Annotated in this window: 20 protein-coding genes and 3 tRNA genes; 12 read left to right on the top strand and 11 right to left on the bottom strand. The window is 70.5% G+C overall.

The features are described from left to right. The 4 genes from QH283_RS08395 to QH283_RS08380 form a co-directional block, all read right to left on the bottom strand. A partial coding sequence (locus QH283_RS08395) for an alpha/beta fold hydrolase (RefSeq protein ID WP_280502452.1) occupies positions 1-654 on the bottom strand: 654 nt, incomplete at its 3' end. A gap of 302 nt (positions 655-956) precedes the next feature. Next, positions 957-1,029 (bottom strand) — tRNA-Arg (locus QH283_RS08390). A 37-nt stretch (positions 1,030-1,066) separates the two neighbouring features. Then, positions 1,067-1,156: transfer RNA gene (locus QH283_RS08385), tRNA-Ser, on the bottom strand. A 91-nt stretch (positions 1,157-1,247) separates the two neighbouring features. Continuing rightward, positions 1,248-1,964 carry a dienelactone hydrolase family protein gene (locus tag QH283_RS08380; RefSeq protein WP_280502449.1) on the bottom strand — a complete coding sequence of 239 codons (717 nt, stop codon included), beginning with the start codon at positions 1,962-1,964 and terminating at the stop codon, positions 1,248-1,250. Between the two features lie 169 nt (positions 1,965-2,133). Between QH283_RS08380 and hisC the strand changes: the two genes are divergently transcribed. Then, complete coding sequence (hisC, locus tag QH283_RS08375) at positions 2,134-3,225, top strand: histidinol-phosphate transaminase (protein WP_280502448.1); 1,092 nt, start codon at positions 2,134-2,136, stop codon at positions 3,223-3,225. Between the two features lie 23 nt (positions 3,226-3,248). Here hisC and QH283_RS08370 read toward each other — a convergent pair whose 3' ends face one another. From QH283_RS08370 to QH283_RS08355, 4 genes are read right to left on the bottom strand one after another with little or no spacing between them, the layout of a single operon-like run. After that, a complete protein-coding gene (locus QH283_RS08370) occupies positions 3,249-3,977 on the bottom strand; it encodes a maleylpyruvate isomerase family mycothiol-dependent enzyme (protein WP_280502447.1) in 729 nt (242 codons plus the stop codon). Between the two features lie 10 nt (positions 3,978-3,987). After that, positions 3,988-4,383, bottom strand: a complete 396-nt coding sequence (locus tag QH283_RS08365) for a RidA family protein (protein ID WP_280502446.1) — start codon at positions 4,381-4,383, stop codon at positions 3,988-3,990. 11 nt (positions 4,384-4,394) lie between these two features. After that, complete coding sequence (locus QH283_RS08360; RefSeq protein ID WP_280502445.1) at positions 4,395-4,850, bottom strand: very short patch repair endonuclease; 456 nt, start codon at positions 4,848-4,850, stop codon at positions 4,395-4,397. Beyond that, positions 4,847-5,980 carry a DNA cytosine methyltransferase gene (locus tag QH283_RS08355; protein ID WP_280502451.1) on the bottom strand — a complete coding sequence of 378 codons (1,134 nt, stop codon included), beginning with the start codon at positions 5,978-5,980 and terminating at the stop codon, positions 4,847-4,849. The genes QH283_RS08360 and QH283_RS08355 overlap by 4 nt, the downstream gene beginning before the upstream one ends. Before the next feature lie 216 nt (positions 5,981-6,196). On the opposite strand from QH283_RS08355, the gene QH283_RS08350 reads away from it, so the two are divergent. Continuing rightward, on the top strand, positions 6,197-6,766 hold the full coding sequence (locus tag QH283_RS08350) for a putative glycolipid-binding domain-containing protein (protein ID WP_280502450.1): 570 nt from the start codon (positions 6,197-6,199) through the stop codon (positions 6,764-6,766). Positions 6,767-6,875: 109 nt separating this feature from the next. Here QH283_RS08350 and QH283_RS08345 read toward each other — a convergent pair whose 3' ends face one another. After that, on the bottom strand, positions 6,876-7,826 hold the full coding sequence (locus QH283_RS08345; protein ID WP_280502444.1) for a prephenate dehydrogenase: 951 nt from the start codon (positions 7,824-7,826) through the stop codon (positions 6,876-6,878). A gap of 58 nt (positions 7,827-7,884) precedes the next feature. Between QH283_RS08345 and QH283_RS08340 the strand changes: the two genes are divergently transcribed. The 3 genes from QH283_RS08340 to QH283_RS08330 all read left to right on the top strand — a co-directional run bounded on the left by QH283_RS08340 (position 7,885) and on the right by QH283_RS08330 (position 9,073). Further along, the gene (locus QH283_RS08340; RefSeq protein WP_280502443.1) at positions 7,885-8,424 is read left to right on the top strand and encodes a tRNA adenosine deaminase-associated protein; all 540 of its coding nucleotides are present in this window, start codon (positions 7,885-7,887) and stop codon (positions 8,422-8,424) included. Between the two features lie 10 nt (positions 8,425-8,434). Next, positions 8,435-8,911 (top strand): nucleoside deaminase, encoded by a 477-nt coding sequence (locus tag QH283_RS08335; protein WP_280502442.1) that lies wholly within the window; start codon positions 8,435-8,437, stop codon positions 8,909-8,911. 71 nt (positions 8,912-8,982) lie between these two features. Then, a tRNA-Ser gene (locus tag QH283_RS08330) sits at positions 8,983-9,073 on the top strand. 37 nt (positions 9,074-9,110) lie between these two features. Here the strand turns inward: QH283_RS08330 and QH283_RS08325 are convergent. Both QH283_RS08325 and QH283_RS08320 read right to left on the bottom strand, forming a co-directional pair. After that, positions 9,111-10,223 (bottom strand): tyrosine-type recombinase/integrase, encoded by a 1,113-nt coding sequence (locus QH283_RS08325; protein WP_280502441.1) that lies wholly within the window; start codon positions 10,221-10,223, stop codon positions 9,111-9,113. Next, a complete protein-coding gene (locus tag QH283_RS08320; RefSeq protein WP_280502440.1) occupies positions 10,210-10,731 on the bottom strand; it encodes a helix-turn-helix domain-containing protein in 522 nt (173 codons plus the stop codon). Before QH283_RS08320 ends, QH283_RS08325 begins: the two co-directional genes overlap by 14 nt. 103 nt (positions 10,732-10,834) lie before the next feature. Between QH283_RS08320 and QH283_RS08315 the strand changes: the two genes are divergently transcribed. The 7 genes from QH283_RS08315 to QH283_RS08285 all read left to right on the top strand — a co-directional run bounded on the left by QH283_RS08315 (position 10,835) and on the right by QH283_RS08285 (position 14,725). Further along, a complete protein-coding gene (locus tag QH283_RS08315) occupies positions 10,835-11,023 on the top strand; it encodes a DNA-binding protein (RefSeq protein WP_280502439.1) in 189 nt (62 codons plus the stop codon). Positions 11,024-11,115: 92 nt separating this feature from the next. Next, positions 11,116-11,493 carry a DUF6907 domain-containing protein gene (locus QH283_RS08310; RefSeq protein WP_280502438.1) on the top strand — a complete coding sequence of 126 codons (378 nt, stop codon included), beginning with the start codon at positions 11,116-11,118 and terminating at the stop codon, positions 11,491-11,493. After that, positions 11,493-11,780 carry a hypothetical protein gene (locus tag QH283_RS08305; RefSeq protein ID WP_280502437.1) on the top strand — a complete coding sequence of 96 codons (288 nt, stop codon included), beginning with the start codon at positions 11,493-11,495 and terminating at the stop codon, positions 11,778-11,780. The genes QH283_RS08310 and QH283_RS08305 overlap by 1 nt, the downstream gene beginning before the upstream one ends. A 72-nt stretch (positions 11,781-11,852) precedes the next feature. After that, the gene (locus QH283_RS08300) at positions 11,853-13,463 is read left to right on the top strand and encodes an AAA family ATPase (protein ID WP_280502436.1); all 1,611 of its coding nucleotides are present in this window, start codon (positions 11,853-11,855) and stop codon (positions 13,461-13,463) included. A 330-nt stretch (positions 13,464-13,793) separates the two neighbouring features. Beyond that, positions 13,794-14,054 carry a WhiB family transcriptional regulator gene (locus QH283_RS08295; RefSeq protein WP_280502435.1) on the top strand — a complete coding sequence of 87 codons (261 nt, stop codon included), beginning with the start codon at positions 13,794-13,796 and terminating at the stop codon, positions 14,052-14,054. Beyond that, the gene (locus tag QH283_RS08290; RefSeq protein WP_280502434.1) at positions 14,044-14,259 is read left to right on the top strand and encodes a hypothetical protein; all 216 of its coding nucleotides are present in this window, start codon (positions 14,044-14,046) and stop codon (positions 14,257-14,259) included. Before QH283_RS08295 ends, QH283_RS08290 begins: the two co-directional genes overlap by 11 nt. Beyond that, positions 14,252-14,725: a hypothetical protein gene (locus QH283_RS08285; protein ID WP_280502433.1), complete on the top strand. Its 474-nt coding sequence runs from the start codon at positions 14,252-14,254 to the stop codon at positions 14,723-14,725. The genes QH283_RS08290 and QH283_RS08285 overlap by 8 nt, the downstream gene beginning before the upstream one ends. Positions 14,726-14,811 lie beyond the last annotated feature (86 nt).

Raw genomic sequence — 14,811 nt, 5'->3', positions numbered from 1 at the left:
CCGGCCGTGGGGGGGCGCGCCCTGCGGGGCCCTGGGGCCAACGCCAACGGTGGGCCCCTTCCGCGGGCACTTCGGGGGGTGGCCGCGGACCGCCTGCCCCGGCACGGGGAACCCCTTGTCGAGGTCGAACCCCGGAGCCACCGCGTAGCGCATGCCCAGTTCGACGAACGGCCCGATCGCCAGCCGGTGCAGGATCGGCCCGAGCACCTCGTGACCGAGCAGCTGATTGCCGACCGGATAGTGCGCGCCGTCCAGATCGGGCGCCTGGTCGATCAGCACCAGCCCGGTGATCCGCTCCGTGCGCTGCGCCGCCGCCAGCACCACGTCCGCCCCGAACGAGTGCCCGACCGCCGTCACATCCGTCAGCCCCAAGCGCTCGAGCACCTCGGCCAGCATCCGCCCCTGCTCGGGGCTGTCGAGATCGGTGTCGCCTCCGGTCAGCCCGTGTCCGCGCAGATCCACCCGGATCAGGTGATAGCGATCGGCCAGCAGCTCCGCCACCAGGTCGTACCAGTGCAGCGACCCCGCGAACCCGTGCACCAGCAACAACGCCCGCGCCGCCGGATCACCCTCGCGCCGCAGATGCACCGGCCCCGACCCGGTCGATACGAACTCCGCCCTCGGTCGCGACTCCCGCGCATCCGCCCGGCCCATCCAACCCACGCCGTCTCCTCCAGCACTTCGTTCGTCGCCGACGCACGATCACATCATCCGATGCCGCCTGTGTCCACGAGGCGGGGTGCTCTTCGTGACCGCCACTACCGAAGTCCGCTGGGCGAACCGGCTCGGCGCCGCGGCACCCCGTGCCGTCGGCCGATGGAAGCGCACAGCGCGATCCGAACTCCGAAGCGTTCACACGACGAAAGTGGGGAACTCGACGTAGGGAATTCGTAGTGGCGGGGATCGAATGAACAAAGCCCCTGAACTGTTCGTGCAGTTCAGGGGCCTCTTCGATGTGCGCCCGAAGGGATTCGAACCCCTAACCTTCTGATCCGTAGTCAGATGCTCTATCCGTTGAGCTACGGGCGCATGTGTTATTCAGTTGTTCTGCCCGGCGAACCGGGCTTGGCGGAGGCGAGAGGATTTGAACCTCCGGTCCCCGTGAAGGGACAACTCATTAGCAGTGAGTCCCATTCGGCCGCTCTGGCACGCCTCCTGGTAGCCCCTCTTCGAGGGCGCCGACCCTTTCGGGCCGCCGAGAAATAAGGTTACTTGACCTTCCCGATGTATAACAAAACGCCTGGTTATCAGAGTAAATTGCTGTCGAACCAGTCGAAGATCCTGGTACGCGCGTCGGTGGTGTACGGGTCGTCGTCCTCGTCGGCTCCGCCCGCCGGGGTGTCGGCGCGGTGGCGCAGGCCGGGGTAGGTGATGACCAAGCTGGCGACGGCGGCGCGGGCCGCGGCGTCGCGCAGCTTCTCCACGTCGTCGGGGCTGGTCTCGGGATCGTCGGCGCCGTAGAGGCCGAGCCAGGGGGCCTGGAGGTTCGGGGCGGCCTCGAGCAGGGCGGTGGCCTCGTCGGTGAGCGGTTCGGCGATGCCGGGGGCCGCGACGGTGACGGCGGCGCCGACGGGGCGGTTGGTGGCCACCAGGAAGGCGGCGGTGCCCGCGTGGTCGAAGCCGAGGACGCCGATGCAGTCGGGGAAGACGCCGCGGGCGGTGAGCCAGTCGAAACTCGCGTCGAAGTCGTCGAACAGGTCCTGGCCGAAGACCTCCTTGCCTGCGGTGCCGGCGCGGTGGAACAGGTCGGGCGCGACGACGGTCCAGCCCTCGTCGGACAGTGTGCGCATGAACTCCAGCAAATATCCGGTGAACTCTCTGGACTCGTGCAGCAGCACGATGCCACCGCGGGAGTGACCTTCCGGTTCGACCACCGTGAGGGGGACCCGAACCGGCGCGCCGGAGCGCTCTTCACCGTCCGCGTCGCTACGCAGGGTGGCGACGTCGTTGAACATGCCCGACATGAAACCAGGGTAGGGCGGTTGACGATTCTTGGCGAGAAATTGCCCGCGGACCCCTCGATACCGCAACTTTTCCGGTATCGGACCGGCCTCCCGATGTTGCTTCCGCCGGGTACGCGGGGTCGGCGACCGCCTGGAACCGCCGGTCGGGGCCCTGACTAGGCTGAGGGTCGTGAGCGTCCACAACCGTCCCGATCTCTCCTCGATCCCCGCCTACACCCCCGGCCGCAGCAACCCGGGCGCGGTGAAGCTGGCGAGCAACGAGACCACGTTGCCGCCGCTGCCCTCGGCGGCCAAGGCGATCGTGGAGGCGGCGGAACTGTCGCACCGCTACCCGGACAACCAGTCCGGCGAACTGCGGGCAGCCCTCGCGGAGTTCCTCGGCGTCGAACCCGCGAACGTCGCGATCGGGTGCGGCAGCGTGGCGCTGTGCCAGGAACTGGTGCAGATCACCTGCTCCTCGCCGCGGGACGAGGTGCTCTTCGCCTGGCGCTCGTTCGAGGCCTACCCGATCGTCACCCAGGTGGGCAACGCCACCGCCGTGCGGGTGCCGCTGACCGGCCCCGAAGCGCCCGCGCCCCACCTGCACGATCTGGACGCCCTCGCGGCCGCGGTGACCGAGCGCACCCGGCTGATCTTCGTCTGCAATCCCAACAACCCCACCGGCACCGCCGTCGGCCGCGCTGAGCTGGAACGCTTCCTCGACGCGGTGCCCGCGCACGTGCTGGTGGTGCTCGACGAGGCCTACTACGAGTACATGCGGCTCACCCCGCAGACCCACCCCGACGGCGTGGAGATCGGCCGCACCCGGCCCAATGTCGTGGTGCTGCGCACCTTCTCCAAGGCCTACGGGCTGGCCGGCCTGCGGGTCGGCTACGCGGTGGGCGATCCCGAGGTGATCACCGCGCTGATGAAGGTGCACATCCCGTTCAGCGTGAACAGGGTGGCGCAGGCCGCCGCCATCGCCTCGCTGGAGGCCCGCCACGAACTGCTCGAGCGCACCGAGGGGGTGATCGCCGAGCGCGAGCGGGTGCGGGCGGCGCTGCTGGCGGCCGGGTACGAGGTGCCGTCGAGCGAGACCAACTTCGTGTGGCTGCCGCTGGGGGAGCGCAGCGCCGACTTCGGCGAGGCCGCCGCGGCGGCGGGCGTGCTGGTGCGGCCCTACGGGACCGACGGCGTGCGGGTCACCATCGGCGACCCGCACGAGAACGAGCTGTTCCTCGCCTTCGCCACCGACGCGGGGGTGGCGGCGCGTTTCCGCTGAGCCTGTCGGCGTCGAGCGGCGACTCAGCGCCAGGCGGGCAGCTCGGGCAGTGGACCCGGGAGACCGCTTCCCGGCGAGCGTCCGATCAGCCAGGCGAGCAGTTCGGGCGAGGGTCCGCTGACGGTCGTCGCGGGCTCGCCGGTGCCGACGGTCGCCCGGAAGTCGGAGTCGGTGGCCGCGAGCGCGAATGCGGGTGCGTCGGCGGGATGGGTCCGGGCGATGTCGGCGGCGGCGCGTGGCAGCTCCTCGGCGACGAACAGCGCGGGCCAGTCGTCGGGCGTGTAACCGGCGGCCAGATCGACGTGGTGGATCTCCACCTCGAGCAGCCGCATGCGGGCGATGCCCGCGGCGCGCAGCGGCGTGCCGTGGCGGGCGCGCACGGTCGCCGACCAGGTCGAGGCGGGCACGGCGGCGGTGAGCGCGGACAGGCGGGTGACAGCGGCGGTCAGGTCGAGCACCTGTTGCCCGGCCGGGCGCGGGGCGCCCGCCTCGATGTCGGCGTCGCGCAGGTAGGCACTGGGGTACTGGCCCAGCTCCACCCCGGTGTGCGCCCAGATCACCAGGTTGAGCAGGCTGTCGGCATTGCGGGCGAGGTGGGCGACCACGTGCCCCCTCGTCCAGCCGGGCAGCAGCGAAGGGGCGCGCAGATCGTCGTCGGTCAGTCCGCGCACGGTCTCCAGCAGCCGGGCGGTGCCCGCGGCGACCTGGTCGAGCAGGGCGTGCGGGGTGTGGTCTGTCGTCTCGGGGCTCACCGGCGCGAGCCTAGCCGCGGCCGGTGACAACGGCGTCGGCCTCGATCTCCACCAGCAGCGCGGGCGTGATGAGCGCGCGCACCTCGTACATGGAGGCGGCGGGGCGGATGTCGCCGAAGACCTCGGCGTGGGCAGCGGCCACCTCGGGATAGCGGGCGATGTCGGTGACGAACACGCGGGTGCGGATCACGTCGGTCAGGCTCGCGCCCGCCTGCGCCAGCGCGACGCCGATGCGGCGCAACGCCTCCCTGGTCTGGGCGCCGATGTCGTCGCCGCCGACGGCGGTCCCGCCCGGCGCGGCGGCGGTGGTGCCGCTGACCGCGACCAGATCGCCGATCCGCACCGCCCGCGAGTAGCCGACGAGATCTTCGAATTCCGATTCCGACGAGATGTTCGTGCGCGTCACGGGAGCAAGCATCAGCTGCCGGGGGCCTCGCCGCCAACCGGATTCCGGTCCTGCCCGGCGGCCAGCACCGCCTGCACCCGGTCGGCGGCGGTGGCGGGGTCCTCGTGCTCCCAGATGCGCACCACCTGCCAGCCCGCGGCGCGCAGCGACTCGTCGGTGGCGCGGTCGCGGGCCACATTGCCCGCCAGTTTCTCCGCCCACCAGCCTGCGTTGTTCTTCGGTGCGGTGGCGTGCTGCGGGCAGCGGTGCCAGAAGCAGCCGTCCACGTAGACGGCGACCCGGCGGCGCGGGAAGACCACGTCGGCACGGCGGCGCTGGCCGCGGATCGGGGCGCGGTCGACGAAATAGCGCAGGCCGCGCCGGTGCAGCTCGCGGCGCAACGCCAGCTCCGGGGCGGTCCCGGTGCGCCGCTGCCGCGACATCCGCGCGCTGGTCGCGGCGTCGGTGACCGGACGCTCGCCGCTCACGCCGCCCAGCCGCCCATCCGGTCCAGATGCCCGGACACGTCGTCGAGGAAGCCTTCGGGGAAGCGCAGGTTGCCCATGCCCGCCCGGCGCAGGAAGCCGGCGGTGGCGCGGGCGGACAGCAGCCTGGAGTCGGTGAGGAAGTTCTTCAGATCCTCGTAGGGCTCCTGCACCGGCCAGGTCGACACCGGCACCCGGTAGGCGTTGCCCGCGCGGCCCCAGGCGGCGATCGGCCACGGCTTGCCAGGATCGATCGGCTCGGCGTGCGGGATCGGGTCGTTCTGGCAGGCCAGCCGCACGCCCACCCACTCGGCCATCCGCACGCTGACGGCGTTGCCGACCAGTTTCCAGCGGTGCCCCTGCCTGATGCCGGGCGCCTCCAGCGCGGGCGCGGTCCAGTCCGGGTCGAAGCCCTGCAACCGCTCACCGTCCACGATGCCGGGGGTGACGATCTCGCCGGAGGGCAGCCGCACGGCGGGCGGGCTGGCGATGCCGAGCGCGGAGCCGCCCTTGAGCGTCGGCACGGCGTTGACCGCCCAGCCGAGCCCACGCACGCCCTCGGTCCAGTAGAACCCGCACGGGTCGCGCTCGGGATCGCCGACGACCGTCTCGCCCGCGTCCTCGGCGAACAGCACCCGGCGCGGGTCCTCGGTGCGCGAGGCCAGCATGAGCACCCGCCTGCGCCGCTGCGGCAGCCCGAAGGCGCGCGCGTCGACCACGCGATAGGCCCAGGTGTAGCCGAGGTCGTCGAGAGCGGCGGTGATGTGGCGCATGGCCGCGCCGCGACCGAGTTGCAGCATGAACGGCACGTTCTCGATGAGCAGCCAGCGCGGGCCGCGTTTGCGGCGGACCAGCCGGAACACCTCGTCGACCAGGCCGGACCGCTGACCGGTGATGCCCGCGGTGCGGCCCGCCTGGGAGAGGTCCTGGCAGGGGAAGCCCGCGGCGACCAGTTCGGTGCCCGAGGGCAGCGCGCGCAGGGCCGTGACGTCGGTGTGCAGTTCGGTGCCGGGGAAGCGCGCGCCGAGCACGGCCAGCGCGCCGGGTTCGATCTCGCACAGCAGCTCGGAGGTCCAGCCGTGCGCCGACAGGCCGAGTTCGAGCCCGCCGATACCGGCGAACAACCCCACCATCCGCCCGCCCGTCACCGGTCACCCTTTCTGCGCTCCCACGACGGGCGCCGACATGTTCGCACCCGGTGCTGCCCGACAACGTTACTCGAGTCACGGCCCGGACCCGTCCCCCACCGGCTCGGCAGCGGTTCGCGTCATGTGAGACGTGGCCCCCGGCCGATCGTCGCTTACGGTAGATGAGTGACCAACTCAGCCTCTGGCCCCGACAGCGAACCGGTGGCACCCCGGTGGCCGGCGATTCTCACGTGGCGCTCGCACGACGCGCGACGCATCGAGTCGGTACGCGTGACGCTGAACGGCAACCGCATCCGCGCCGCCGGACGGATTATGGGCGGCGAAGGCCCCGACCATCCCGCCTTCAGCGCCTCCTACGACCTGGTCACCGACGAGAACGGCCGCACCAAACGGTTGTCGCTGCGCTCGACCACGGCCTCGGGCGAGCGCCAGGCCTCGATCGCGCGTGACGAGGAGAACTACTGGCTCGTCGACGCGGGCGGCACCCACGTGCGCTCCACCTTCGGCGGCGCGCTCGACGTGGACGTGGTGCTCAGCCCCTTCTTCAACACCCTGCCGATCCGCCGCTACGGCCTGCAGCACGCGGTCGACGAGGTGGTGGTCCCGGTGGTCTACGTGCGCCTGCCGGAGCTGCTGGTGCAGGAGGCGTCGCTGACCTACAGCAGCGGGGCCGACGGGATCGGTGTGCTCTCGCCGGTCTCCAGCGCGACCGTCACCGTCGACAGCGAGGGTTTCCTGCTCGACTACCCCGGGCTGGCCGAGCGCATCTGAGGCTCGCGTCCTGGCTGCCGAAGCAGTCGTGCCGGCGCTGCTGGCGGCCGGTGCGGCGCGGTGACGACCCCGCCGAGGCGTCGACCGGGAGCGCGGGCCGGGAACAGGGTCAGTCCAGCGCGGTGATGACTCCGCCACGGCCCCCGGCGTCGCGCAGCCGGTGCAGCCAGTCGTGCTCGCCCGGCCGCACGTCGGTGATCTCCCAGCGCTCGGCCGTGCGGTAGGCGGTGTGCCCGTCGTGCCCGGCGGTGACCAGATCGGTGAGCGTGCCGTCGGCGCGCAGGCTGTCGCGGGCGGCGCCGAGCACGGTCAGCGTCTCCTCCAGCACATCGAGCAGCGCGTCCGCGTTCGGCTCGCAGATCGCCCGCACCAGATCCGGCGCCGTCCCGGCGACCCGCGTGCCGTCGCGGAACGAGCCCGCGGCCAGGCCGAGGGCCAGCGCCCCGCCCGCCGCGCCGGACACCGCCAGCGCCTCGGCGAGCACGTGCGGCAGGTGCGAGATCCGCGCGACGGCCCGATCGTGCTCGGCGGCGACCACCGGCACCACCACCGACCCGCAGGCCAGCGCCAGCCGGACCACCTGCGTCCACGGTTCGACCTTCGTGCCCTCGTCCACCCCGACCGCCCACACCGCGCCCCGGAACAGCCCGGAATCGGTGGCCGCCCAGCCGGATTCGGCCGTCCCGGCCATCGGATGCCCGCCCACATAGCGGTCCGACAGGCCGTGCTTCGAGACCGCCTCGGCCACAGGCGCTTTCACGCTGACCACATCGGTCAGCAGGCAGCCGGGCGCGTATTCGGCGATCATCGACAGCATGTGGTCGACCGCGGGCATCGGCACCGCGAGGACCACCAGCGCGTCGGTCGCGGCGACCCTGCGCAACACCGCGGGCAGGTCGGCTACCACGTCGAATCCGTCCGCCCGCGCGGCCCGCGCGCCCGCCTCCGAGCGGTTGTAGGCGAAAGCCTCATATCCGGCGTCGCGGGCGGCGCGGAGGACGGAACCGCCGATCAACCCCGTGCCGAGCACACACACCGGAACTCTCTGGTCGCCAGTCACCCGAACAGATTGGCATACGAGTTCAACATTTGACCTCGAGCCGACTACCGTTGCGCGCATGGCAGCACAGCGCTCGGGCACGAACAGCGCGACCTCGGAAGAGTACGACGACCTCGAGGGGTTCGCAGTGGCCGTGGTTCGCGAGGAAGGCAAATGGCGGTGTAGTCCGTTGAGCAGTGCGGCACTCACCGATCTGTCGATCGCGGAGACCGAACTGAAAGCTTTGCGCAGTTCGGGCGCGGTGTTCGGACTCCTGGACGTCGACGACGAGTTCTTCGTCGTGCTGCGCCCCGGACCGAGCGGCACCCGCCTGCTCGTCTCCGACGCCACCGCCGCGATCGACTACGACATCGCCGCCGACGTCCTCGATGCCCTGAACATCGAAGTCCCCGACATCGACCCCGACGAACTGGACGACATCGAGCCGTGGGAGGAGGGCGACCTCGGCCTGCTGGCCGATCTGGGCCTGCCGGAACCGGTGCTGTCGGTCATCCTCGCCGAGACCGATCTCTACCCCGACGAGCAGCTCGGCATGATCGCCCAGCGCCTCGGGTTCGCCGACGAGCTGTCCGCGGTGCTGGACAAACTGCCCAGGTGACGGTGGTTCGATGAGCGCGCTCGGCTCGAATCCGCTGCGGGCCGACGAGGCGATGATGCGCGTCGCCATCGAGGCCGCCGCGGCCGCCGACCCGCGCGACGTGCCGGTCGGCGCGGTCGTCTTCGACGCCGAGGGCCGGGAGCTGGCGCGCGCCGCCAACGCCAGGGAAGCCCTCGGCGATCCCACCGCCCATGCCGAGGTGCTGGCCCTGCGCCGGGCCGCGCAGGTCAACGGCGACGGCTGGCGGCTGGAGAACGCCACCCTGGCCGTCACGCTGGAGCCGTGCACGATGTGCGCGGGCGCGCTGGTCCTGGCCCGCGTCGGCCGCCTGGTCTTCGGCGCCTGTCAACCCAACCCCGGCGCCGTCGGCTCGCTCTGGGATGTGGTGCGCGACCGCCGCCTCAACCATCGCCCCGAAGTCCGCGGCGGCGTCCTCGAACCCGAATGCGCTGCCCTGCTCGACGCCTTCTTCCGCTCGCACCGCTGACCCGCCCCGCCTCCCACCGCCCTGACCAGGCGATTTAGTGATCCGGTCGAGGGAGCTGTATTGTTTTCGGCGGTGGCGTGTCCGAGCGGCCTAAGGAGCACGCCTCGAAAGCGTGTGAGGGGTAACCCCCCTCCGAGGGTTCAAATCCCTCCGCCACCGCCAAAGCCTCTCACCTGTTAACGCAGGTGAGAGGCTTTTTTCATGCCGTGGCCGCGTCGCTCTCGCCGGTTTTGGGCACAGAATGGGCACACTTGAAATGCAGAGCCTCGGCCACGGCGTCGAGATCGGTATCGAACAGGTCCGCGTAGACGCGGAGCGTCACCGATGGGTCGGCGTGGCCGAGCATCCTCGCCAGCGCGAGCACGTTCACCCCGGCACTGATCGCCAGGCTTGCGCACGTGTGGCGTAGGTCGTGCGGCGTGATCGGCTGGACCCCGGACCGCTTCACCGCCCCGGCGAACCACCCGCCGCTCGACTTCGGCCGGGGGAGGTAGTTCACCCCGTCGCCGAACACCAGTGCATCCGGGCCGCGCCCGGCGCATTGAGCCGACAGCTCGGTGAGCACGAACTCGGGCACCGGCACCGATCGTTCCTTGCGGCTCTTGGTCTGGCCGACCGCATGGTCTACGCCCAGCTGTACCGCGTTCTCAGCGACCGCCAAACGGCGCCGGAGGAACTGAACGTCCCGGACCCGCAGCGCGACCGCCTCACCCCATCGCAGTCCCGTATAGGCCAGCGTGAGGACCAATGCCCGGTGCTGCCCGGACTCGGAAGCCAGGCGGGCCACGTCGTCGGCAGTCAGGTAGATGTGGCGCTTGCCCGACTTGCGCGGAAGGTTCTCGACGCCGCGGGCCGGATTCACGCGCAGGCGCCGCGCCTTCTTCGCATCGTCGAGGATGCCCGCCAGCACCCCATAGGCGCGGATCACCGTGGTTGCCCCGCTGCCCGCGCGCCCCATGTCGCCGATCCACGCCTCGACCTCACTCAAATCGATGTCTGCGACCGGCCGGGATGACCACCGCGGCGCGACGTGAACGCGCCAGGCCGAATCGAGCGTCCGAAAGTTGGACGGCGCTACCTGAGATTGCTTGCGTTGCAACCAATTCGGGGCGAGTTCACCAACTGTGATCCGGCCAAGCGACGGCGCGACATACTCGCCCGTCATCTTCGACACCTCTACCGTCGCGGCGAACCGTTCGGCATCGACCTTGCGCGTGAAACCGCGCTTCTTGGTCTGCTTCCCGTCGGGCTTGCGGTAGCGGACTTGGTACCGCCGACCGGCCTTCGTGTCGTAGGGCTCAATCGTCGCCATTGGTGGGAGCTTCCGCAGCTGTGTCGGTGCCGTCAGGGGCGACGACGACGCGAACGTTCGGGGCTCCGGCCACCCCTTGTAGCCGAGGATCGGAGTTGAGTCGATATTGCTCGGCGGCCGCGGTGCCGCGCTGGCCCCGGGGTGCGTTGCTGTCCATCAAGCTGTCTACGAGCAGCGCCCGCTCGCCTTCCCCCCACTGCCATACTTCCCATGCCGGCCGATCCCCCGCTGCGGTGATCGTGACGATGTGCTCGTGAATTGCTGGTGGGAACAGCAGTGCGAGCGGTGAGCAGTTCAGCGCGACCGCCAGCGCGATCAGGTCATCGACGTCCGCTCGCCGAGCGCCGCGCTCGATCTCGCTAATTGTGTTGTGCGCCAACGGCCTATCGGTTGCGGCCAGCCTCTCGGCGACATCTCTCAGCGTGAGGTTCTGGGCCTTGCGGATGCGCGCCACATTGTGCGCCACCGTTTTGCCAGTCGGGCCAATCTCCACTCGTCTTGTTCCCATGATGCAGATCGTAATGGATCTTGCTGAATAGCTGGAGACCGTGCTACACCTTGATATGTGCGGAAGATGCACATCAATCTGCAAGATTCACACAGGAGGTGAGATGGACACCGAGCACCTGACCCCGGATGCGCTGGCGGGTCGCTGGCACGTGACCCGGGAGTTCCTGGCGCAGCAGCGCTACCTGGGGGATGGACCGGCCTATCTCAAGGTCGGTCGCCGAGTCCTCTACCCGCTGCAGGCGGTTCTGGACTACGAGGGCGCCAACACGGTGCGACCGGGGGCGGCGTGATGCGACAGCCCCAGAACGAGAACGACCCGGGAGCGGGTGGAGCCGCTTCCCGGGTCGATGCAAACCCCACACACCAAACGAGGAGTCATGCCGTGAACACCGTATCGAACAACCAGCCGTCCGTCAGCCTCCACACGGAACTCGACTTCGCGCGGGGACTCGACACCCCGGCGACCGCGCGCCCGTGCGTGTCCTGGTGCGACAACATCGGCCACCCCGGCGAAGCGCCCGCCGACCAGTCGTGCTGGTCCGAGGACAAGGGGCTGGCACTCAACCTCATGCCCTGGCATCGAGGCCTGCCGATCGCCATCGAGACCGGCGCACACCGGCCCGTGGACGCCATCGAGGCCGTCGTCACGGTGCTCGTCAAGAACGGTGAGGAAGAGACATCCCTCCGGTTGACCAGCTGGGAGGCCCGCCGCCTGGCCACCGATCTGCTGCACTTCGCCGACATGGCCGAGGAGCAGTGATGGCGCAGTCGTCCGCGATCAGCGCCGCGCTCGACGCCTGGCGCCAGGGCTACAGCCCGACCGACGCCGCGCGTCGACACTTCCGCGCCTTGTTCCGGTGCGAGCTGGAAGGGGAGTTCGCCCACTTGGCCGCGCGCCTCGAGGCCGCCGACGAACTCCAGGCTGCCGTCATCGCGCGCGAGTTCGCCGAGAACGTGAGCCGCCTCGAGGCCCGGTTGCGCGCCAGCTTGTCCGGCGACCGTCACCCCGGCACCGAGCGGGCCGCACCCGTCCGGCGCGTGTCGTAGCCGCCCACGCACACGAAACGGCCCGCCCTCACCAGGTGGGGGCGGGCCGCTCCGAATAGGAAAGGAGTTGCGGTGACCGACATCCGCGCTTCAAGCATACCCCGCGGGGATGCGGGCGGCGTGCGCCTTCCCGCGCCCACCGCGCACTGCTACGACCACACCGTCTATGACCAGTTCTGCCACGTCTGCCGCGAGTGCTACCGCATCCAGCTCGAGGAGGAACGCGAGCAGCAACAGCCCGCTACCCCCGCGGCCGATCATTTCGCCGACGCCGACAACATGATCCCCGCCCCCTGGCCCGGCCCGGCCGAGTACGAGCCGCCGCCAGACGAGCCCGACCGCGAGACCTCTGGAAGTGGTCGACGACTCGTCGTAACCCGCGGCTCGGACGTTCGGACCAAGCGCGTGCGATGGGTGGACCCCGATTGGATGCCAGCCGGATCGCTCGTCTTGCTCGCTGGCCGCGAAGGTCTGGGCAAATCGACCATTGCGGCAGAGAAGGCCGCCCGCGTGACCCGTGGACAGCTGGAAGGCGAGTGGTTCGGTCGCCCCCGCAATGTGCTGTACCTGCACACCGAGGACGCGCGGGAGTTCACCGTCGTACCACGATTGCGGGCCGCGGGCGCCGACATGGACCGCGTGCTGTTTGTCGACGTGCATACCGAGCTCACCAACACCGGGACGCTGATCCTGCCCGCCGACATCCTGGGACTCGACCAACTCGTCGTCGCCGAAGAGGTCTCGTTCATCGTCTTGGACGCCGCCACCTCGGCCATGTCCTCGGAGCTGTCCGGCAAGGACGACCGACAGGTTCGCCAGTTCCTCGAGCCGCTGGCCCAGTTGGCCGCACGGCGCGATTGCGTGGTGCTGGGGCTGTGTCACTTCGGCAAGCGCGATGGCGCCGATACCGGCAAGCTCATCCTTGGCTCTATCGCCTGGTCTCAGGTGGCCCGGTCGGTGCTCTCGGTCGCCAAGGATGAGGACAGCGGCAATCTGGTCGTCACGAACACCAAGGGCAATTTGGCGCCGCGTACACGGTCGATGGAGGCAGTGATCGAGTCGGCCACCGTGCCTACCGATGACGGCGTCGCCGAGGTCGGGTTGCTGCGATGGCTCGGCGAGTCCGACCGGGACGCCCGCGACTTGCTCTCCGGGGAAGGTGCGCCGGACAGCGAGGATCGCACAGCCGCCGAAGCGTGGTTGGAGGACTACCTCACCGAGCAAGGCTCCACCCCCGCGAAGGTCGTCAAAGCCGAGGCTCGCAAGCAAGGGTTCTCCGATGCCACGGTCAAGCGTGCCGCCAAGTCCATCGGCGTCGCCTATGCCATCACGGGATTCCCCCGCACCTCTGTGTGGACCTTGCAGTCGGCTCAGTCGGATCAGGGCTCACCTACACATGAGCCGACTGAGCCCACTGAGCCGACTGGACCTGACCAGCGGAAACGCAGTGAGCCCACTGAGCCGAATCCTCAGTCGGCTCAGGCTCACGTGAATGAGCCCACTGTGAACCCACTGCACGCCGAGGTGCGTACGCCAGGCCGCAAGCCGGGCCAGTGGCTCGGCTCGGGTGAGCCGGTCGCCACGGTCACCCCGCTCACTGCCTCCCGTGACACTGAGCGGCACTCACCGCGTGCCCCGCGACGCACACGCGGCGGCAGGCCCGTGGACCGGGGCGCGAGCTAGTGCGCGCCCCATCGACCAACCGCCCGAACGCTGGGGTCCGGTCCATCTCGGACCCCAGCGTCAAGGGGGTGCGGCAACCGCACACCCACACCGGACTCGACCCGGTTGCCGAGCGGACACCACAGCCCCAGCAGCACCAGGGTGGAAAACGGCCGTGGGGGGTGGTCGCCTATGCCTGGAGGAGGCGGGCGCGGCGCCAGGGGGGTCCTCCCCCGAGGCAAGGCGACCGGAGGGGAGAGCCGCCCCAGGTACTTGCACGACGAGAGAGAAGGGAAGCGCATGAGTACTCGCCGAACGTGGCCCGGTACGCCGTCCTTGCTGTCTGAATTGGTGGACGAGCGGCTGACCGATGCCGCGTGCGTGAGCCTGGCACCGGGGTTCGATGACCTGCTCGTCGGGGAGTCGCCGCAGGACGCGGACGAGCGGTTCGCCACGGCCACCGCGGTGTGCGCTCGCTGCCCGGTGCGGTCGGCATGTGAGGCCGCCGCCGATGAGCTGGGAGACCTGGCGGTCGGCGTGTGGGCAGGCCGCGTTCATCATCCGCCCGGCACACGCGGGCGCCCGAGGAAGGACAGCACCGATGACCGATGACACCCGCGACCCGCTTCGGGCCGCGTTCGAGGACTACCAGCGTGCGCCGCGCGATGTGGTGCCGCGCGAACCGCGACCGCCCGACGACATCCCGACCGGCATGGCGGAAGTCGTCTACTACGAGATGACCGCCAACGGCGTCGAGCGGATCACCGAGCACGTTCACATCTCCACCCCCTACACCGGAAGGCACGACGATGAGTGACCAGACCACCGAGACCAGCACTGAGGTTTCCGAGCAGGACCAGCCCGCGACGGAAGCGCCGGCGGAAGTGCCGGCGAGCGAGACCGACGCCGAGCAGGGCGGCAACCGGGAGGCAGCGAAGTGGCGTCGCCAGCTGCGCGACGTGGAGGCCGAGCGCGACGGGCTGCGCGAGCGGGTCACCAGCTACGAGCGCACGGAAGTCGAGCGGCTGGCCGCTGGAAAGCTGGCCGATCCGTCCGACTTGTGGACCGCTGGCGTGGAGCTGGACAGCTTGCGCGACAAGTCCGGCGCGATCGACCCGGCGAAGGTCGCGGCGGCCGCGGGCAAGGTGCTCGAGGAGCACCCGCACTGGAAGCGCCAGCCCCGCACTGTGACCCCCGTGGGCAACCTCCGGTCCGGCGCGAGTTCCGGTGAGCAGCGGTCGGCGTCGTGGGCGGACGCCTTCGCGTCGGCGCGCGGGCGCTAGACTGGCAGGTGACCCGGGGTACAGGGCCCGGTGGCCGGCCCCCCGTCACCCTAGCCCCCCCGGGGCCCCGGGAGCGGCTCGAGGGC

Source organism: Nocardia farcinica (assembly GCF_029867845.1).
Lineage (GTDB): Bacteria > Actinomycetota > Actinomycetes > Mycobacteriales > Mycobacteriaceae > Nocardia > Nocardia farcinica_A.
This window is presented reverse-complemented; position numbering and strand designations above follow the sequence as displayed.